The 18,110-nt window shown below is 51.0% G+C and carries 12 protein-coding genes, 1 tRNA gene, 3 rRNA genes and 1 other annotated feature; of the genes, 10 read left to right on the plus strand and 6 right to left on the minus strand.

All coding sequences use genetic code 11. The features are described 5' to 3' along the window. Window position 1 precedes the first annotated feature (1 nt). On the minus strand, window positions 2-1,225 hold the full coding sequence (gene dgcN / locus HV213_RS07820) for a diguanylate cyclase DgcN/YfiN (RefSeq protein WP_181485271.1): 1,224 nt from the start codon (window positions 1,223-1,225) through the stop codon (window positions 2-4). Then, window positions 1,218-1,727, minus strand: a complete 510-nt coding sequence (locus HV213_RS07825) for a regulatory sequestration protein YfiR (protein WP_181485272.1) — start codon at window positions 1,725-1,727, stop codon at window positions 1,218-1,220. The genes dgcN and HV213_RS07825 overlap by 8 nt, the downstream gene beginning before the upstream one ends. 342 nt (window positions 1,728-2,069) lie before the next feature. On the opposite strand from HV213_RS07825, the gene aroF reads away from it, so the two are divergent. The 3 genes from aroF (at window position 2,070) to HV213_RS07840 (ending at window position 5,213) form a co-directional block, all read left to right on the plus strand. Continuing rightward, complete coding sequence (gene aroF, locus HV213_RS07830; RefSeq protein ID WP_181485273.1) at window positions 2,070-3,140, plus strand: 3-deoxy-7-phosphoheptulonate synthase AroF; 1,071 nt, start codon at window positions 2,070-2,072, stop codon at window positions 3,138-3,140. A 9-nt stretch (window positions 3,141-3,149) separates the two neighbouring features. Beyond that, window positions 3,150-4,271, plus strand: a complete 1,122-nt coding sequence (tyrA, locus tag HV213_RS07835) for a bifunctional chorismate mutase/prephenate dehydrogenase (protein WP_181485274.1) — start codon at window positions 3,150-3,152, stop codon at window positions 4,269-4,271. Between the two features lie 69 nt (window positions 4,272-4,340). After that, a complete protein-coding gene (locus HV213_RS07840; protein WP_181485275.1) occupies window positions 4,341-5,213 on the plus strand; it encodes an SMP-30/gluconolactonase/LRE family protein in 873 nt (290 codons plus the stop codon). Here HV213_RS07840 and pheA read toward each other — a convergent pair. From pheA to bamD, 4 genes are all read right to left on the minus strand, one after another. Then, window positions 5,210-6,370, minus strand: coding sequence for a bifunctional chorismate mutase/prephenate dehydratase (gene pheA, locus HV213_RS07845; RefSeq protein ID WP_181485276.1), 1,161 nt, complete (start codon window positions 6,368-6,370; stop codon window positions 5,210-5,212). The two genes, HV213_RS07840 and pheA, sit on opposite strands and share 4 nt — an antisense overlap. A gap of 30 nt (window positions 6,371-6,400) precedes the next feature. Continuing rightward, window positions 6,401-6,525, minus strand: a sequence feature (Phe leader region). Then, on the minus strand, window positions 6,477-6,524 hold the full coding sequence (pheL, locus tag HV213_RS07850; RefSeq protein WP_101706155.1) for a pheA operon leader peptide PheL: 48 nt from the start codon (window positions 6,522-6,524) through the stop codon (window positions 6,477-6,479). Its footprint overlaps the feature before it by 48 nt. Window positions 6,526-6,631: 106 nt before the next feature. Continuing rightward, complete coding sequence (gene raiA, locus HV213_RS07855) at window positions 6,632-6,967, minus strand: ribosome-associated translation inhibitor RaiA (RefSeq protein WP_110277468.1); 336 nt, start codon at window positions 6,965-6,967, stop codon at window positions 6,632-6,634. A 273-nt stretch (window positions 6,968-7,240) separates the two neighbouring features. Beyond that, complete coding sequence (gene bamD / locus HV213_RS07860) at window positions 7,241-7,978, minus strand: outer membrane protein assembly factor BamD (RefSeq protein ID WP_181485277.1); 738 nt, start codon at window positions 7,976-7,978, stop codon at window positions 7,241-7,243. A gap of 131 nt (window positions 7,979-8,109) precedes the next feature. On the opposite strand from bamD, the gene rluD reads away from it, so the two are divergent. The 7 genes from rluD (at window position 8,110) to rrf (ending at window position 18,104) form a co-directional block, all read left to right on the plus strand. After that, the gene (gene rluD / locus HV213_RS07865) at window positions 8,110-9,090 is read left to right on the plus strand and encodes a 23S rRNA pseudouridine(1911/1915/1917) synthase RluD (protein ID WP_110277470.1); all 981 of its coding nucleotides are present in this window, start codon (window positions 8,110-8,112) and stop codon (window positions 9,088-9,090) included. Continuing rightward, window positions 9,087-9,818: a purine nucleoside phosphorylase YfiH gene (gene yfiH / locus HV213_RS07870; protein WP_181485278.1), complete on the plus strand. Its 732-nt coding sequence runs from the start codon at window positions 9,087-9,089 to the stop codon at window positions 9,816-9,818. The genes rluD and yfiH overlap by 4 nt, the downstream gene beginning before the upstream one ends. 129 nt (window positions 9,819-9,947) lie before the next feature. After that, complete coding sequence (gene clpB / locus HV213_RS07875) at window positions 9,948-12,521, plus strand: ATP-dependent chaperone ClpB (RefSeq protein ID WP_181485279.1); 2,574 nt, start codon at window positions 9,948-9,950, stop codon at window positions 12,519-12,521. A 441-nt stretch (window positions 12,522-12,962) separates the two neighbouring features. Beyond that, window positions 12,963-14,502: ribosomal RNA gene (locus HV213_RS07880) — 16S ribosomal RNA — on the plus strand. Between the two features lie 85 nt (window positions 14,503-14,587). After that, a tRNA-Glu gene (locus tag HV213_RS07885) sits at window positions 14,588-14,663 on the plus strand. A 218-nt stretch (window positions 14,664-14,881) separates the two neighbouring features. Beyond that, window positions 14,882-17,790 (plus strand): 23S ribosomal RNA (locus HV213_RS07890). 198 nt (window positions 17,791-17,988) lie between these two features. Further along, window positions 17,989-18,104, plus strand: a 5S ribosomal RNA gene (gene rrf, locus HV213_RS07895). Together the 16S, 23S and 5S rRNA genes with 1 tRNA gene alongside form the textbook arrangement of a ribosomal RNA operon. Window positions 18,105-18,110: the final 6 nt, after the last annotated feature.

The raw sequence follows: 18,110 nt of genomic DNA on the forward strand, positions 1-18,110 counted from the left end.
TTTATTTTTGCGTGTGCTGTAAGCGCCGGTGTTTCATCCGATACATATTTTGATCGGCAAGCTCTTGCAGATTTTCCGCTGAGGCATGTTCCCAGGTTAAAGCATAACCCATACTCAGTGACAGCCTGGCGGTGTGGCCGTTATGTAGATTAAACGGCTGGAGAAACTGTTCGGATAACGAATGGCAGAGCGCCTGGACTTCAGCCTCTGTACGAACATTACGTAGCAAAATGGCAAATTCATCGCCGCCCAGGCGCCATGCCTGGTGCTGTTTACCAACAAAAGTCATAAGACGACTGGCGACTTCGATTAATACTTTGTCGCCTGCGGCATGACCCCAATTATCGTTAATGTATTTGAAGTTATCGCCATCGAGAAACAACAACGCTGAACTACTGTGTACGGTTTCGTCTTTCATTAACTCATTAATGACATTGCGAAAAGCGGCTCTGTTAGCGAGTCCGGTCAACGGATCGTGCAGTGAACTGCGCAGGAGCTGGGCATTTTTGGCCTGAAGCTGCTGCCGCCAGTCCTCCATTTCTCCCAGTAGACTGTTAAAGTCCTGGGCAAACAGGTGAAACTCTTCGATATGTTCTTCGGGAACCCGGCGAGAAAAATGACGGTTTTTCCGAATGTCGTGTACCACGTCGGTAATGCTCTGTAGCGCGGTCACAATCCCGCGGTGTAGAGAGTGAGTAAGTAGTAAAGCAATGCATGAGGCCAGAAAAATACTCCCGGTCAGCACAATAATCGAGACGCCGAGAAAGTGGCTTATTAGTTTGTCCAGAGCTGTCAGACGAAGTTCGCCTATTATTTTCCCCTGGTGCCAGATAGGTTGCACCGTTGGTTCCGGGAACAGCCATTTACTAATAACGCCGCTGATTTTTTCCTGGTTGACCAGATGATTGTTATGCCATGCCGCAAAGTGTTTTTGTTGGTTATCCAGCACGACTGCTTTGGAAAATTGCCCCTGTCTTCCTAGCGTTGCGAGCGTATCTTCGGCTGCTGAGCTATCACCAAAAACAAGCGCGGCCTCCAGGCTACGTCCCATGGTGGCGGCGGTAAGTTCCAGATTTTTTTGCGCATATTGCTTGAGCGTAAATATGGAGGCTGTGCTGAGCAACAGCCAGACTAAGGTCATGGAGATAACCACGCTTATCATGCTGATACGGCGTAGTGCTTTTTTAAATGTGGGGCGCGGAGCCTGAGAAAGATCCTTATTCATGTGATTTCTTCCGGGCAAGCATCAGTACGTCTGGATTGACCCGCACGCCGCTATGCGTCAGGACATCCAGATTTACGGAAAATCTTACTCTCTCGTCATTTATAAGCAGACAAAAAGCGCTACCAATAGAACAATCAGGATTCTGTTCTGCGATAAGTAATAAGGGGCGGGATCTATATTTGGTTGTAAATTCAGACTGCTCGGTGGGTGATTCACTACCAAAATAAAAACCATCGCAGGTCGTTTGTAAGGCTTCCTCTATATCACGCACAACAATTGGCTGATAGGGCAAAGATTCCGGAGTTTCTTCAGCCAGGCTGCGGATATAACGTGATGTCGAAAAAATGCATAACCTGGGTGGGCCAGATAACTTAGGCCAACGTGTATAAGTCACAATTCCTGAAACGATTGCGCGAACATTTTCAGGAGGTCCGGAGGCAACAGCGGAGATACCCACGATCGATAATACTAAAGTCAAAAAGAGACGGTGAAGAACTGTCATTGCGGATCCGTCAGGTTGTCATAGCGTGGGGGATGCAGATCGCTGATACCCGGGCGAAGAATAGCATTATTGGTCAAAATCGTCATTAGCCAGACTTATGGCTTTGAGATAATTCTCACCAGGATTTTTCGTAAAGGAAAAGGATGAACCGAAACGGCAAGTTTGGTTTTTCAGGATTGTAAATTTAAATGTACATCAATGATGAATTTTAGCGCCTTTTAATTTGCGTGTGTAAAGTAAAATTTACGGAATATGGATTGAAATCTTTACTTTGTATGGTATCGTTACGTCATCCTCGTTGAGGAAATAACTATCGCAAACGAGCTATACAGGATCGCAATCATGCAAAAAGACGCGCTGAACAACGTACACATTACCGACGAACATGTTTTGATCACCCCGGATCAGTTGAAGGCTGAATTCCCGCTGAGCGTTGAGCAGGAAGCGCAAATTGCGCAGTCTCGTCAGACTATTTCCGACATTATTGCCGGACGCGATCCGCGTCTGTTAGTGGTGTGTGGTCCTTGCTCAATTCACGATCCAGAAGCTGCGATTGAATATGCTCACCGTTTTAAAGCCCTTGCCGCAGAGGTCAGCGATAGCCTCTATCTGGTAATGCGCGTCTATTTTGAAAAACCTCGTACCACCGTCGGCTGGAAAGGGCTGATTAACGATCCGCATATGGATGGTTCGTTTGATGTTGAAGGTGGTCTGAAGATTGCGCGCCATCTGCTGGTTGAACTGGTGAATATGGGGCTGCCGTTAGCAACGGAAGCGCTGGATCCAAATAGTCCTCAGTACCTCGGCGATCTGTTTAGCTGGTCTGCTATTGGTGCGCGTACCACCGAGTCTCAGACTCACCGCGAGATGGCCTCTGGTTTGTCTATGCCGGTGGGTTTTAAAAATGGCACCGACGGGAGCCTGGCGACGGCAATTAACGCCATGCGCGCTGCAGCTATGCCGCACCGTTTTGTCGGTATCAACCAGGCGGGGCAGGTTTGCCTGTTGCAAACTCAGGGCAACCCGAATGGTCATGTGATTCTGCGCGGCGGCAAAACATCGAACTACGGTCCGGAAGATGTTGAGAAATGTGAAAAAGAGATGACTCAGGCGGGACTGAAACCGTCGCTGATGGTAGATTGCAGTCATGGGAATTCCAATAAAGACTTCCGTCGCCAGCCTACGGTTGCAGAATCCGTTGTTGCGCAAATCAAAGATGGCAATCGTTCCATAATTGGCCTGATGATTGAGAGTAATATTCATGAAGGTAACCAGTCATCTGAGCAGCCGCGTTGCGATATGAAATACGGTGTATCAGTGACCGATGCCTGCATCAGTTGGGAAACCACTGACGCGTTGCTCCGCGAGCTTGATAGGGATCTGCGCAGCCATCTGGCGGCCCGTGTAGTGTAAGAGGATTGTATGGTTGCTGAACTGACCGCGTTACGCGATCAAATTGATGAAGTCGATAAGGCGTTGCTGGAGCTTCTGGCACGCCGTCTGGAATTGGTTGCTGAAGTCGGTGAAGTTAAAAGCCAATATGGGCTGCCGATTTATGTTCCTGAGCGTGAGTCGGCAATGCTGGCCTCCCGGCGTGAAGAGGCCGCAGCGCTTGGTGTTCCTCCAGACCTTATCGAAGATGTACTGCGTCGCGTGATGCGCGAGTCTTACTCCAGCGAGAACGACAAAGGTTTTAAAACGCTGTACCCGAACCTGCGTCCGGTTGTTATTGTCGGTGGCGGTGGGCAGATGGGACGTCTTTTTGAGAAGATGCTGACGCTTTCCGGCTATCAGGTTCGTATCCTGGAGAAAGATGACTGGTCACGGGCGGAGGAGATGGTTGCTGATGCGGGTATGGTCATCGTCAGCGTGCCAATTCACACGACTGTGGCAACGATTGCACAGCTGCCGCCGCTGCCAGAGGACTGCATCCTGGTCGATCTGGCATCGATCAAAGCCGAACCGTTGCAGGCGATGTTAGCCGCGCATAAAGGGCCAGTGTTGGGTCTGCATCCAATGTTCGGTCCGGATAGCGGTAGCCTGGCGAAACAGGTAGTGGTGTACTGCGATGGTAGCCAGCCAGAAGCCTACCAGTGGTTCCTGGAGCAAATTCAGGTCTGGGGTGCGCGACTGCACCGCATTAGCGCTGTCGAACATGACCAGAATATGGCCTTTATTCAGGCGCTGCGCCACTTTGCGACTTTCGCTTATGGGCTTCACCTGGCCGAAGAGAATGTACGCCTTGAGCAATTGCTGGCACTATCGTCACCTATCTATCGCCTGGAGTTGGCGATGGTTGGTCGACTGTTTGCTCAGGATCCGCAGCTTTATGCTGATATTATTATGTCCTCAGAAAATAATCTGGCGCTGATCAAACGCTATTACCAGCGTTTTGGTGAAGCGATTAACCTGCTGGAGCAGGGGGATAAACAGGCATTTATCGATAGTTTCCGTAAGATTGAGCACTGGTTTGGTGACTACGCTCAGCGCTTCCAGAGCGAAAGCCGGACGTTGCTGCGGCAGGCAAATGATAATCGGCAGTAGGTCGTAAAACACGTATACAATAAAAGCCAGAGGGGTTATCCACTGGCTTTTTTTATAGGGATGAGAACGATGGCTGAACCACAACCGCTGTTTGATTACGCAGGACATTTGCCGGAATGTCCGACCTGGAGCGAGGCCGAACAGGTGTTGTACTGGGCCGATATTATGGAGTGTGAGATTCACCGCTACGATGTGCAGAACGGTGAACATCTGGTGCTGCAATTTCCCGAAGAGGTGGGTTGTTTTTCGCTGCGGGAGAAGGGCGGTTTCATTGTCGCTTTACGTAGCGCCATCTGGCTTACTGATGCTCACGGCCTACTGCAGCGAAAAGTGTGCGATAACCCTGGTAATCCGCAGTTAGCTCGTTTTAATGATGGTGGAACCGATCGCGATGGTCGCTTTTACGCGGGGACCTTTTGGGGGCCAGGTGACTTTAACGGTGCGCTTTTGATGCGTATTGATAACTATCTCTCTCCGCAGGTTATTCAGTGCGATATCCACGGCGCCAACGGCCTGGCATTTAGCGAAGATAAGTGCTGGATGTATACTTCGGATACGCCAAATGCAGTTATTTATCGTACGCCGCTGGATGAACAGGGTGAGCCGGGTAAGCGCGAGATCTTTCGTCGCTTTCAATCGGGGGAAGGGATCCCGGATGGTGCTGCTGTTGATATTGAAGGATGCTACTGGAGTGCAATGTTTGACGGCTGGCGTATTGCACGCTTTTCACCAGCGGGTGAGCAGTTGGAAGAATATTGTTTACCAGTTCGTTGCCCGACGATGGTCTGTTTTGGCGGTGCGGATATGAAGACTCTCTACATCACTACCACGCGGGAGAATATGGATTCCGATGAAGTGGCGAAGTATCCGCTCTCCGGTGCGATCTTCACCCTGCCGGTAGCGGTGGCAGGGATGAAGAAATTGCCATTTATCGAGCGTTAAACTGGATCGACCGGCACCACGTTTTCGCTGGGGTAGCAGCCCAGCACTTTCATCGAACGGGTAATCTCGGCCAGCTCTTTCAGTGCCTTACGCATGGACAGTGATTCCAGATTGGCCTGGATATCCAGATAAAACATCTCTTCCCACGGATTGCCATGAATTGGGCGCGATTCCAGCTTAGTCATGATCAGATTGTGGTTGCGCAGTACCAGTAGCGCCTCCACCAGGGCACCAGCTTGTTGGCCGGTGGCCATCAGCAAGGTTGTTTTCGCCGGAACCTGATCGGAAACGTTTACCGCTTTGCGGGCTAAAATCAGGAAACGGGTGATGTTTTGCGTCTGGTTAGCCAGGCAGTGTTCCAGAACCTGTAAACCATGCAGAGCGCCGCCCGCTTCGCTACCCAATGCGGCAACAGTCGGTGAGTTAGCCTGTGCCACTTTTTCCATTGCTGAGGACGTGCTGTCAGTATATTCAATGTTCCAGTGCGGATAGCGGCTAAGATACTGACTGCACTGCTGGAACGGCTGCGGGTGACTGTAGACGGTTGTAATTTGCTGCGCATCGGTTGATGTCGACACCAGCACGCAGTGATCGATAGGCAGAGTCAGCTCGCCAACGATAGACAAGCTAGTGTGCTGCAGAAGGTCGTAAACATCATTGATACCGCCGGAGCTGGTATTTTCAATCGGGACGACGGCATAGTCAGCCTGGCCGGTTTCCACCTGCTCAAAGATATCGGCGAATTTAGCGCAACCACTTTCGATAAACTGTTCGAAGTGGCGGGCGGCATACTGACGAGAAGCAAGGTGCGAGTATGAGCCTTTAGGCCCGAGAAACGCCACGCGCGCGGAGTGCGGGTTGATTTTATTCAGGTGCTGCTGCAATAGCGTTTGCTGAGTGAGGACCGAGTCTTCAATGATCAACTGGAACAGTCGCGTAATGTAATGAGCATCAAGATGGTGGTTCTTCCCTATTGTCATCAGGCGTTCCAGCAAGTCGCGCTCACGGTCGATATCGCGTACCGGACGATGTGATGCCAGCTTGGCTTTTCCGACCTCCACGGCCAGGCCGCGGCGCTCCGCCAGCAGCGCAAGCAGTTTCTCATCCAGAGCGCTTATCTTATCGCGTAGGGCCAGTAATGGGTTTTCCTCGGTCATATGTGTTGCCTTTCTTGTTATTGATTATCAATAAAAAAGGCCTCCCGTTTGGGAGGCCTTGTAGTTCGTCTTCGCATTCTTTATCACACGACGAATTGCCTCCCATTCAGGGGAAGGTAAAAAAGAATGCGAAGAAGAACGGGATCAGTTTCACGATGAATTCCTTGAGTTAGTGGGGATTACAGTACCTGTACTGTTTTCATTCTGTCAATAAAAAACGCGCCCGAAGGCGCGTGGCATGACACAAGCTTAAGTTAAGGATTACTCTTCTTCTTCCACAAAGCCTGCCTCTTTCACCGATGTTGCGGCGCGGCGGGCTTCCCCTTTGTGTTGCACTTTGTTCAGCTGCCGTTCCAGCTTGTTGATCAATTCGTTGATTGCGGCATACATATCTTCGTGCCGTGCGCTGGCAACTAAGTGGCCATTTGGCGTATTGATAGTTGCATCAGCGACAAAACCCTGCGGCTCCTTAGAGAGGATAATGTGCGGGTTAATTAAGTGAGTTTGCCATTTTTCCAATTTGGCGAGACGGTCTGCGACGTGCTGGCGAATTGCCGGAGTAATTTCCATTTGTTTACTGGTAATGTTCATTGTCATAAATTTTACCTCTTGTCTTTCCCGTCTTGGTGAATTCAGCATACCTCGCCCAATGTCAAAATACGTGATTTAAATCACATTTTATTGTCACTTTTTGTCAACAAATTCATTTTGTGAGGCAGGACAGGAACAGATGAGATTTTACTTGTCGAATGGAAGAAAGAGAGCCATATTTGATGAGTTAACCCGGCGCTAAACCGCTTCAGCTAAGGGTCTTCAATGAATAAAAAAACGGCAGCCATTTTGACTGCCGTTTTGCTTATCTAAAGGCGATCAGGTGTTTTTGCTGTTTGCCGCAATGATTTTCGCGACCTTGTCAGCCTGAGCACTCATTTGCATTTGGCGGTAAGCGTTTTCCATCTTCGGCAGTGCATCGCGAGTGGCCTGAGTATCTGGATAGTTACGCAGCATGCCATCTACGCGGTTCACAACGGCAACCCACGCTCCGCGATCGGTGTAATAATCAACAACCGACAGTTCATACTTCGCCAGACGATCCTTCAGGAACACCATACGTTTGTAGGCATCGGTTGAGTACTGGCTGTTCGGGTAACCACGAACCAGCTTGGAGAAGTCGGTAAAGGCATTGCGTGCATGTTGCGGATCGCGGTCGGAGCGATCGACACCGAAGAAACCTTGCAGCGCACTGTCATCCAACGCCATATTTGTCAGACCACGCATATAAATGACGTAATCAATGTTAGGATGCGTAGGGTTCAGGCGCACAAAGCGATCGATGGCTGCTTGAGCCAGCGGAAGGTCCGCGTTTTTGTAGTACGCATAAATTAGATCCAACTGTACCTGTTGGGAATAGGGGCCGAAGGGATAACGGTTATCCAACGCTTCCAGTTGCGTTATTGCCTGTTTCCAGTTACCGTCCTGCAGCTTTTGCTGAGCGGTTGCGTAGATCTCATTCGGCGGGTTATCGGGCACCTCTTCCTTTGAGCCAGAGCAACCCACCAAAGCCAGGCTCAGTGTGGCTGCTGCCACCAGGTATTTCATGCGCGTCATGACGTTTTGACTTCCTCAAAATGTTTATGCGGGAGAATCTCTGTTCCTGCTCCCGATTAAGACCAGCTACAATAGCACACTATATTAAACGGCAAAGCCGTAAAACCCAACGTTAAACGAAGAAGCTGTATATGGCACAACGAGTACAACTCAACGCAACGGTGACCGAAAAACAACTCGGTCAACGCTTAGATCAGGCTTTGGCCGAATTGTTCCCGGATTATTCGCGTTCACGCATAAAAGAATGGATCCTCAACCAGAGAGTGCTGGTAAACGGCAATGTTAGCGACAAGCCGAAAGAGAAGGTGCTGGGGGGAGAGACGATTTCTGTCGATGTTGAAATCGAAGAAGAAGTCCGTTTTCAACCGCAGGATATTCCGCTCAATATCGTTTATGAAGATGATGACATCCTCGTAATTAACAAACCGCGCGGTTTAGTTGTACACCCCGGCGCGGGCAATCCTGACGGTACTGTGCTGAATGCGCTGCTGCATCACTATCCGCTCATCGCCAATGTACCGCGTGCGGGTATCGTGCACCGTCTGGATAAAGACACCACCGGTTTGATGGTGGTGGCGAAAACTATCCCGGCGCAAACCCGACTAGTGGAATCTCTGCAACTGCGTGAAATCACCCGTGAGTATGAAGCGGTAGCGATTGGTCACATGACGGCTGGGGGAATGGTTGAAGAACCGATCAGTCGCCATCCTACCAAACGTACGCATATGGCGGTGCACCCAATGGGGAAACCGGCGGTGACGCATTATCGCATAATGGAGCATTTCCGCATTCATACTCGTCTGCGTTTGCGCCTGGAAACCGGCCGTACGCACCAGATTCGTGTGCACATGGCGCATATCACCCATCCGCTGGTGGGCGATCAGGTTTACGGTGGTCGCCCGCGTCCGCCGAAAGGGGCTTCGGAAGAGTTCATTTCAGCGCTGCGTAAGTTCGATCGCCAGGCTCTGCATGCCACTATGCTGCGTTTATACCATCCGGTTAGCGGCATTGAGATGGAATGGCACGCGCCGATTCCGCAAGATATGGTTGATTTGATTGATGCCATGCGTGCTGATTTTGAAGACCATAAGGACGATATCGACTGGTTATGACTAAATTGATTGTTCCGCAATGGGCTGCACCAGAAGGCGTGGCTGCCTGTAGTTCAACTCGTATTGGTGGGGTGAGTCAGTTTCCTTATGATTCACTCAACCTTGGCGCTCATTGTGGCGACAATCTACAGCACGTAGAAGAGAATCGTCGGCGGATGTTTGCCGCAGGCGGCCTGCCGTCATATCCGGTGTGGCTGGAGCAAGTTCACGGCACGGCGGTACTAAAACTTGACGGCGGGCCGTATGAATCAAAACGCGCGGATGCTTCGTACTGCAATGTGCCAGGTACGGTATGTGCGGTAATGACAGCTGACTGCCTGCCGGTGCTTTTTTGTAACCGCGCAGGCACTGAGGTCGCGGCTGCTCATGCCGGCTGGCGTGGGCTATGCGAAGGCGTACTGGAAGAAACGGTCTCCTGTTTTGCCGATCAACCAGAAAATATCATGGCCTGGCTTGGCCCGGCTATTGGGCCGGAAGCATTTGAGGTTGGTGCGGAAGTACGTGAAGCCTTTATGGAAAAGGATGCCCAAGCGGAGAGCGCATTTCGTCCTACGGGCGAGAAATACCTCGCTAACATCTATCAACTAGCTCGTCAGCGCCTGGCGAACGCCGGCGTGGAGCTGGTTTTCGGTGGCGACCGCTGTACTCTAAGTGAAAAGGATGATTTTTTCTCTTATCGTCGCGACAAGGCGACAGGGCGTATGGCAAGTTTCATCTGGCTGATATAACCTGCCGGACTAAGACGATCCAGAAGGCAGACTTATTTTTTTGCATAGTTCAGGTCTTTAACCTTGAATAATTGAGGGATGACCTCATTTAATCTCCAGTAGCAAATTTGACCTGTTATGGGAGGAGTTATGCGTCTGGATCGTCTTACCAATAAATTCCAGCTTGCTCTTGCCGATGCCCAGTCGCTTGCACTTGGGCACGACAACCAATTCATCGAACCTCTTCATTTAATGAGCGCCTTGCTGAATCAGGAAGGGGGATCGGTACGTCCTTTATTAACTTCAGCTGGCATCAATGCTGGAGAGTTACGCACCAATATTGAACAAGCACTGAGCCGTTTACCCCAGGTGGAAGGTACCGGTGGTGATGTTCAACCATCACAGGATTTGGTGCGTATTCTGAACCTTTGCGACAAGCTGGCGCAAAAGAGAAAGGACAACTTTATTTCGTCAGAACTGTTCGTTCTGGCGGCGCTTGAATCACGCGGTACGCTGACCGACCTTTTGAAATCCGCCGGAGCAACAACCGCCAATGTGAGTCAGGCGATTGAACAAATGCGTGGAGGTGAAAGCGTGAACGATCAGGGTGCCGAAGACCAACGTCAGGCATTGAAAAAATTTACCGTCGATCTGACCGAGCGTGCCGAGCAGGGGAAGCTTGACCCGGTGATCGGCCGTGATGAAGAGATTCGCCGTACTATTCAGGTACTGCAGCGTCGTACCAAAAACAACCCTGTGCTCATTGGTGAACCAGGCGTCGGTAAAACGGCCATTGTTGAAGGACTGGCGCAGCGAATTGTGAATGGTGAGGTTCCGGAAGGCCTGAAAGGCCGTCGGGTACTGTCACTGGACATGGGCTCGCTGGTGGCTGGGGCTAAATATCGTGGCGAGTTTGAAGAGCGTCTAAAAGGTGTGCTTAGCGATCTAGCGAAACAGGAAGGTAACGTTATCCTGTTTATTGACGAGCTGCACACTATGGTGGGGGCTGGTAAGGCTGATGGCGCCATGGATGCCGGGAACATGCTGAAACCGGCACTGGCTCGTGGTGAACTGCACTGCGTAGGCGCCACGACGCTGGACGAATATCGTCAGTACATCGAAAAAGATGCGGCGCTGGAACGTCGTTTCCAGAAGGTGTTCGTTGCTGAACCGACGGTAGAAGATACCATCGCAATTTTGCGTGGCCTTAAAGAACGTTATGAACTGCACCACCACGTTCAGATAACCGATCCGGCGATTGTTGCAGCGGCTACTTTATCGCATCGCTACATCGCTGATCGGCAGTTGCCGGATAAAGCCATCGACTTGATTGATGAAGCGGCATCCAGCATCCGCATGCAGATTGACTCGAAGCCGGAAGAGCTCGATCGCCTCGACCGCCGTATTATCCAGCTCAAGCTGGAGCAGCAGGCGTTGAAGAAAGAGTCGGATGAAGCCAGTATCAAGCGGCTGGATATGCTGAATGAAGAGCTGGCGGATAAAGAGCGTCAATATTCAGTATTAGAAGAAGAGTGGAAGGCTGAAAAAGCGTCACTCTCTGGAACCCAGACGATTAAGGCTGAGCTGGAGCAGGCAAAAATAGCCATTGAACAAGCACGTCGCGTCGGTGATCTGGCACGGATGTCTGAACTGCAATATGGCAAAATTCCTGAGCTGGAAAAACAGCTGGCGGCTGCAACTCAGTCTGAAGGCAAGACCATGCGCCTGTTGCGTAATAAAGTAACGGATGCAGAAATTGCGGAAGTGCTGGCTCGCTGGACCGGCATCCCTGTCGCCAGAATGCTGGAAGGTGAGCGCGAAAAGCTGTTGCGTATGGAACAGGACCTTCACCATCGCGTGATTGGTCAGAATGAGGCGGTTGAAGCGGTATCGAATGCGATTCGTCGTAGCCGTGCTGGCCTGTCCGATCCGAACCGACCGATTGGCTCATTCTTATTCCTTGGACCTACTGGTGTTGGTAAAACGGAACTTTGTAAAGCTCTGGCTAACTTCATGTTTGATAGCGACGATGCGATGGTTCGTATCGATATGTCCGAGTTTATGGAGAAACATTCCGTCTCGCGTTTGGTGGGGGCGCCTCCGGGATATGTCGGTTATGAAGAAGGTGGCTATCTGACTGAAGCGGTTCGCCGTCGTCCTTATTCCGTCATCCTGTTGGATGAAGTGGAAAAAGCGCATCCGGATGTCTTTAACATTCTGTTGCAGGTTCTGGATGATGGTCGTTTGACTGACGGGCAGGGCAGAACAGTCGACTTCCGTAATACGGTCGTCATTATGACTTCTAACCTTGGTTCGGATCTTATTCAGGAACGTTTCGGGGCGTTGGATTATGGCCATATGAAAGACATTGTTCTGGGGGTTGTTAGCCAAAGTTTCCGCCCGGAATTTATCAACCGTATTGATGAAGTCGTTGTATTCCACCCGCTGGGTGAAAAACACATTGCTTCAATTGCGCAGATTCAACTGCAGCGGTTGTACAAACGTCTGGAGGAGCGTGGTTATGAAGTCCGCATATCTGATGATGCGCTGAAGTTACTGAGCGAAAATGGTTACGATCCTGTTTATGGTGCACGTCCACTGAAACGGGCTATCCAGCAACAGATCGAAAACCCGCTGGCACAGCAGATTCTTTCTGGGGAGCTGATTCCAGGGCAAGAAGTGCAATTAATCGTGAAAGACGATCGGATTGTGGCAGTGCAGTAAATCACAAAACAACAAAAACGAGCCCATCGGGCTCGTTTTTGTTTAAAAACCAGACGATAATTTAAGCCGGACAAGGTTTTTGCTCGAAAAATAAACGGGTGGATCTTTTTTTTAAAATTCTCCTTGTCACTTCGGAATTACTCCCTATAATGCGCTCCCACTGACACGGCAGATGTGAATCACTTCACACAAACAGCCGGGTCGGTTGAAGAGAAAAACCTGAAAATAAGGTTGACTCTGAAAGAGGAAAGCGTAATATACGCCACCTCGCAACGGTGAGCGAAAGCCGCGTTGCACTGCTCTTTAACAATTTATCAGACAATCTGTGTGGGCACTCAAAGTGACATGGATTCTTAACGTCGCAAGACGAAAAATGAATACCAAGTCTCTGAGTGAACATACGTAATTCATTACGAAGTTTAATTCACGAGCATCAAACTTAAATTGAAGAGTTTGATCATGGCTCAGATTGAACGCTGGCGGCAGGCCTAACACATGCAAGTCGAACGGTAGCACAGAGAGCTTGCTCTCGGGTGACGAGTGGCGGACGGGTGAGTAATGTCTGGGAAACTGCCTGATGGAGGGGGATAACTACTGGAAACGGTAGCTAATACCGCATAACGTCGCAAGACCAAAGAGGGGGACCTTCGGGCCTCTTGCCATCAGATGTGCCCAGATGGGATTAGCTTGTTGGTGAGGTAACGGCTCACCAAGGCGACGATCCCTAGCTGGTCTGAGAGGATGACCAGCCACACTGGAACTGAGACACGGTCCAGACTCCTACGGGAGGCAGCAGTGGGGAATATTGCACAATGGGCGCAAGCCTGATGCAGCCATGCCGCGTGTATGAAGAAGGCCTTCGGGTTGTAAAGTACTTTCAGCGAGGAGGAAGGGGATGTGGTTAATAACCGCATTCATTGACGTTACTCGCAGAAGAAGCACCGGCTAACTCCGTGCCAGCAGCCGCGGTAATACGGAGGGTGCAAGCGTTAATCGGAATTACTGGGCGTAAAGCGCACGCAGGCGGTCTGTCAAGTCGGATGTGAAATCCCCGGGCTCAACCTGGGAACTGCATTCGAAACTGGCAGGCTAGAGTCTTGTAGAGGGGGGTAGAATTCCAGGTGTAGCGGTGAAATGCGTAGAGATCTGGAGGAATACCGGTGGCGAAGGCGGCCCCCTGGACAAAGACTGACGCTCAGGTGCGAAAGCGTGGGGAGCAAACAGGATTAGATACCCTGGTAGTCCACGCTGTAAACGATGTCGACTTGGAGGTTGTTCCCTTGAGGAGTGGCTTCCGGAGCTAACGCGTTAAGTCGACCGCCTGGGGAGTACGGCCGCAAGGTTAAAACTCAAATGAATTGACGGGGGCCCGCACAAGCGGTGGAGCATGTGGTTTAATTCGATGCAACGCGAAGAACCTTACCTACTCTTGACATCCAGAGAACTTAGCAGAGATGCTTTGGTGCCTTCGGGAACTCTGAGACAGGTGCTGCATGGCTGTCGTCAGCTCGTGTTGTGAAATGTTGGGTTAAGTCCCGCAACGAGCGCAACCCTTATCCTTTGTTGCCAGCGGTCCGGCCGGGAACTCAAAGGAGACTGCCAGTGATAAACTGGAGGAAGGTGGGGATGACGTCAAGTCATCATGGCCCTTACGAGTAGGGCTACACACGTGCTACAATGGCATATACAAAGAGAAGCGACCTCGCGAGAGCAAGCGGACCTCATAAAGTATGTCGTAGTCCGGATCGGAGTCTGCAACTCGACTCCGTGAAGTCGGAATCGCTAGTAATCGTGGATCAGAATGCCACGGTGAATACGTTCCCGGGCCTTGTACACACCGCCCGTCACACCATGGGAGTGGGTTGCAAAAGAAGTAGGTAGCTTAACCTTCGGGAGGGCGCTTACCACTTTGTGATTCATGACTGGGGTGAAGTCGTAACAAGGTAACCGTAGGGGAACCTGCGGTTGGATCACCTCCTTACCTTAAAGAACCTGCCTTTGTAGTGCTCACACAGATTGTCTGATGAATAGTAAATAGCAAGGCGTCTTGCGATTGAGACTTCAGTGTCCCCTTCGTCTAGAGGCCCAGGACACCGCCCTTTCACGGCGGTAACAGGGGTTCGAATCCCCTAGGGGACGCCACTTGCTGGTTTGTGAGTGAAAGTCGCCGACCTCTATATCTCAAAACTAACTCAGTGAGTTACGTTTGAGATATTTGCTCTTTAAAAATCTGGATCAAGCTGAAAATTGAAACGACACACTGTGTCTGTTCTCCGTAAATAAGAACAGAATGACGGTGTGTTCGAGTCTCTCAAATTTTTGCAGCACGAAGTGTTTTACGAAACATCTTCGGGTTGTGAGGTTAAGCGACTAAGCGTACACGGTGGATGCCCTGGCAGTCAGAGGCGATGAAGGACGTGCTAATCTGCGATAAGCGTCGGTAAGGTGATATGAACCGTTATAACCGACGATTTCCGAATGGGGAAACCCAGTGTGTTCCGACACACTATCGTTAAGTGAATACATAGCTTAACGAAGCGAACCGGGGGAACTGAAACATCTAAGTACCCCGAGGAAAAGAAATCAACCGAGATTCCCCCAGTAGCGGCGAGCGAACGGGGAGGAGCCCAGAGTCTGAATCAGTTTGTGTGTTAGTGGAAGCGTCTGGAAAGTCGCAGGGTACAGGGTGATACTCCCGTACACAAAAACACACAGGCTGTGAACTCGAAGAGTAGGGCGGGACACGTGGTATCCTGTCTGAATATGGGGGGACCATCCTCCAAGGCTAAATACTCCTGACTGACCGATAGTGAACCAGTACCGTGAGGGAAAGGCGAAAAGAACCCCGGCGAGGGGAGTGAAACAGAACCTGAAACCGTGTACGTACAAGCAGTAGGAGCCTCTTTAATGGGGTGACTGCGTACCTTTTGTATAATGGGTCAGCGACTTATATTCTGTAGCAAGGTTAACCGTATAGGGGAGCCGCAGGGAAACCGAGTCTTAACTGGGCGTTAAGTTGCAGGGTATAGACCCGAAACCCGGTGATCTAGCCATGGGCAGGTTGAAGGTTGGGTAACACTAACTGGAGGACCGAACCGACTAATGTTGAAAAATTAGCGGATGACTTGTGGCTGGGGGTGAAAGGCCAATCAAACCGGGAGATAGCTGGTTCTCCCCGAAAGCTATTTAGGTAGCGCCTCGTGAACTCATCTTCGGGGGTAGAGCACTGTTTCGGCTAGGGGGTCATCCCGACTTACCAACCCGATGCAAACTACGAATACCGAAGAATGTTATCACGGGAGACACACGGCGGGTGCTAACGTCCGTCGTGAAGAGGGAAACAACCCAGACCGCCAGCTAAGGTCCCAAAGTCATGGTTAAGTGGGAAACGATGTGGGAAGGCACAGACAGCCAGGATGTTGGCTTAGAAGCAGCCATCATTTAAAGAAAGCGTAATAGCTCACTGGTCGAGTCGGCCTGCGCGGAAGATGTAACGGGGCTAAACCATGCACCGAAGCTGCGGCAGCGACGCTTATGCGTTGTTGGGTAGGGGAGCGTTCTGTAAGCCGTTGAAGGTGGCCTGTGAGGGCTGCTGGAGGTATCAGAAGTGCGAATGCTGACATAAGTAACGATAAAGCGGGTGAAAAGCCCGCTCGCCGGAAGACCAAGGGTTCCTGTCCAACGTTAATCGGGGCAGGGTGAGTCGACCCCTAAGGCGAGGCCGAAAGGCGTAGTCGATGGGAAACAGGTTAATATTCCTGTACTCGGTGTTACTGCGAAGGGGGGACGGAGAAGGCTATGTTAGCCGGGCGACGGTTGTCCCGGTTTAAGCATGTAGGCGGATGTTCCAGGTAAATCCGGAACGTCATTCAACGCTGAGGTGTGATGACGAGGCACTACGGTGCTGAAGTAACAAATGCCCTGCTTCCAGGAAAAGCCTCTAAGCATCAGGTAACATCAAATCGTACCCCAAACCGACACAGGTGGTCAGGTAGAGAATACCAAGGCGCTTGAGAGAACTCGGGTGAAGGAACTAGGCAAAATGGTGCCGTAACTTCGGGAGAAGGCACGCTGATGGTAGGTGAAGTGACTTGCTCACGGAGCTGAACTCAGTCGAAGATACCAGCTGGCTGCAACTGTTTATTAAAAACACAGCACTGTGCAAACACGAAAGTGGACGTATACGGTGTGACGCCTGCCCGGTGCCGGAAGGTTAATTGATGGGGTTATCCGTAAGGAGAAGCTCTTGATCGAAGCCCCGGTAAACGGCGGCCGTAACTATAACGGTCCTAAGGTAGCGAAATTCCTTGTCGGGTAAGTTCCGACCTGCACGAATGGCGTAATGATGGCCAGGCTGTCTCCACCCGAGACTCAGTGAAATTGAACTCGCTGTGAAGATGCAGTGTACCCGCGGCAAGACGGAAAGACCCCGTGAACCTTTACTATAGCTTGACACTGAACACTGGTCCTTGATGTGTAGGATAGGTGGGAGGCTTTGAAGTGTGGACGCCAGTCTGCATGGAGCCAACCTTGAAATACCACCCTTTAATGGCTGGTGTTCTAACGTGGACCCGTGATCCGGGTTGCGGACAGTGTCTGGTGGGTAGTTTGACTGGGGCGGTCTCCTCCTAAAGAGTAACGGAGGAGCACGAAGGTTAGCTAATCCTGGTCGGACATCAGGAGGTTAGTGCAATGGCATAAGCTAGCTTGACTGCGAGCGTGACGGCGCGAGCAGGTGCGAAAGCAGGTCATAGTGATCCGGTGGTTCTGAATGGAAGGGCCATCGCTCAACGGATAAAAGGTACTCCGGGGATAACAGGCTGATACCGCCCAAGAGTTCATATCGACGGCGGTGTTTGGCACCTCGATGTCGGCTCATCACATCCTGGGGCTGAAGTAGGTCCCAAGGGTATGGCTGTTCGCCATTTAAAGTGGTACGCGAGCTGGGTTTAGAACGTCGTGAGACAGTTCGGTCCCTATCTGCCGTGGGCGCTGGAGAATTGAGGGGGGCTGCTCCTAGTACGAGAGGACCGGAGTGGACGCATCACTGGTGTTCGGGTTGTCATGCCAATGGCATTGCCCGGTAGCTAAATGCGGAAGAGATAAGTGCTGAAAGCATCTAAGCACGAAACTTGCCCCGAGATGAGTTCTCCCTGACTCCCTGAGAGTCCTGAAGGAACGTTAAAGACGATGACGTTGATAGGCCGGGTGTGTAAGCGTAGCGATACGTTGAGCTAACCGGTACTAATGAACCGTGAGGCTTAACCTTACAACGCCGAAGATGTTTTGGCGGAATTGAGAGAAGATTTTCAGCTTAGATTCAGAGTTGAGTAGGCAATAATTTACGCAGCAGCAAGGCGACAAGCGATGGAAAGGAAGGAGCATACTGAAGTATGTGACTGACTTTACGAGCGCGGGCAACGCGGCTGATGCGATAAAGAATTGCGTACTGAGCACAAAGAATTTGCCTGGCGGCGACAGCGCGGTGGTCCCACCTGACCCCATGCCGAACTCAGAAGTGAAACGCCGTAGCGCCGATGGTAGTGTGGGGTCTCCCCATGTGAGAGTAGGGAACTGCCAGGCATTAAT

It is taken from the genome of Klebsiella sp. RHBSTW-00484 (assembly GCF_013705725.1).
In the GTDB taxonomy this organism is placed as follows: domain Bacteria; phylum Pseudomonadota; class Gammaproteobacteria; order Enterobacterales; family Enterobacteriaceae; genus Klebsiella.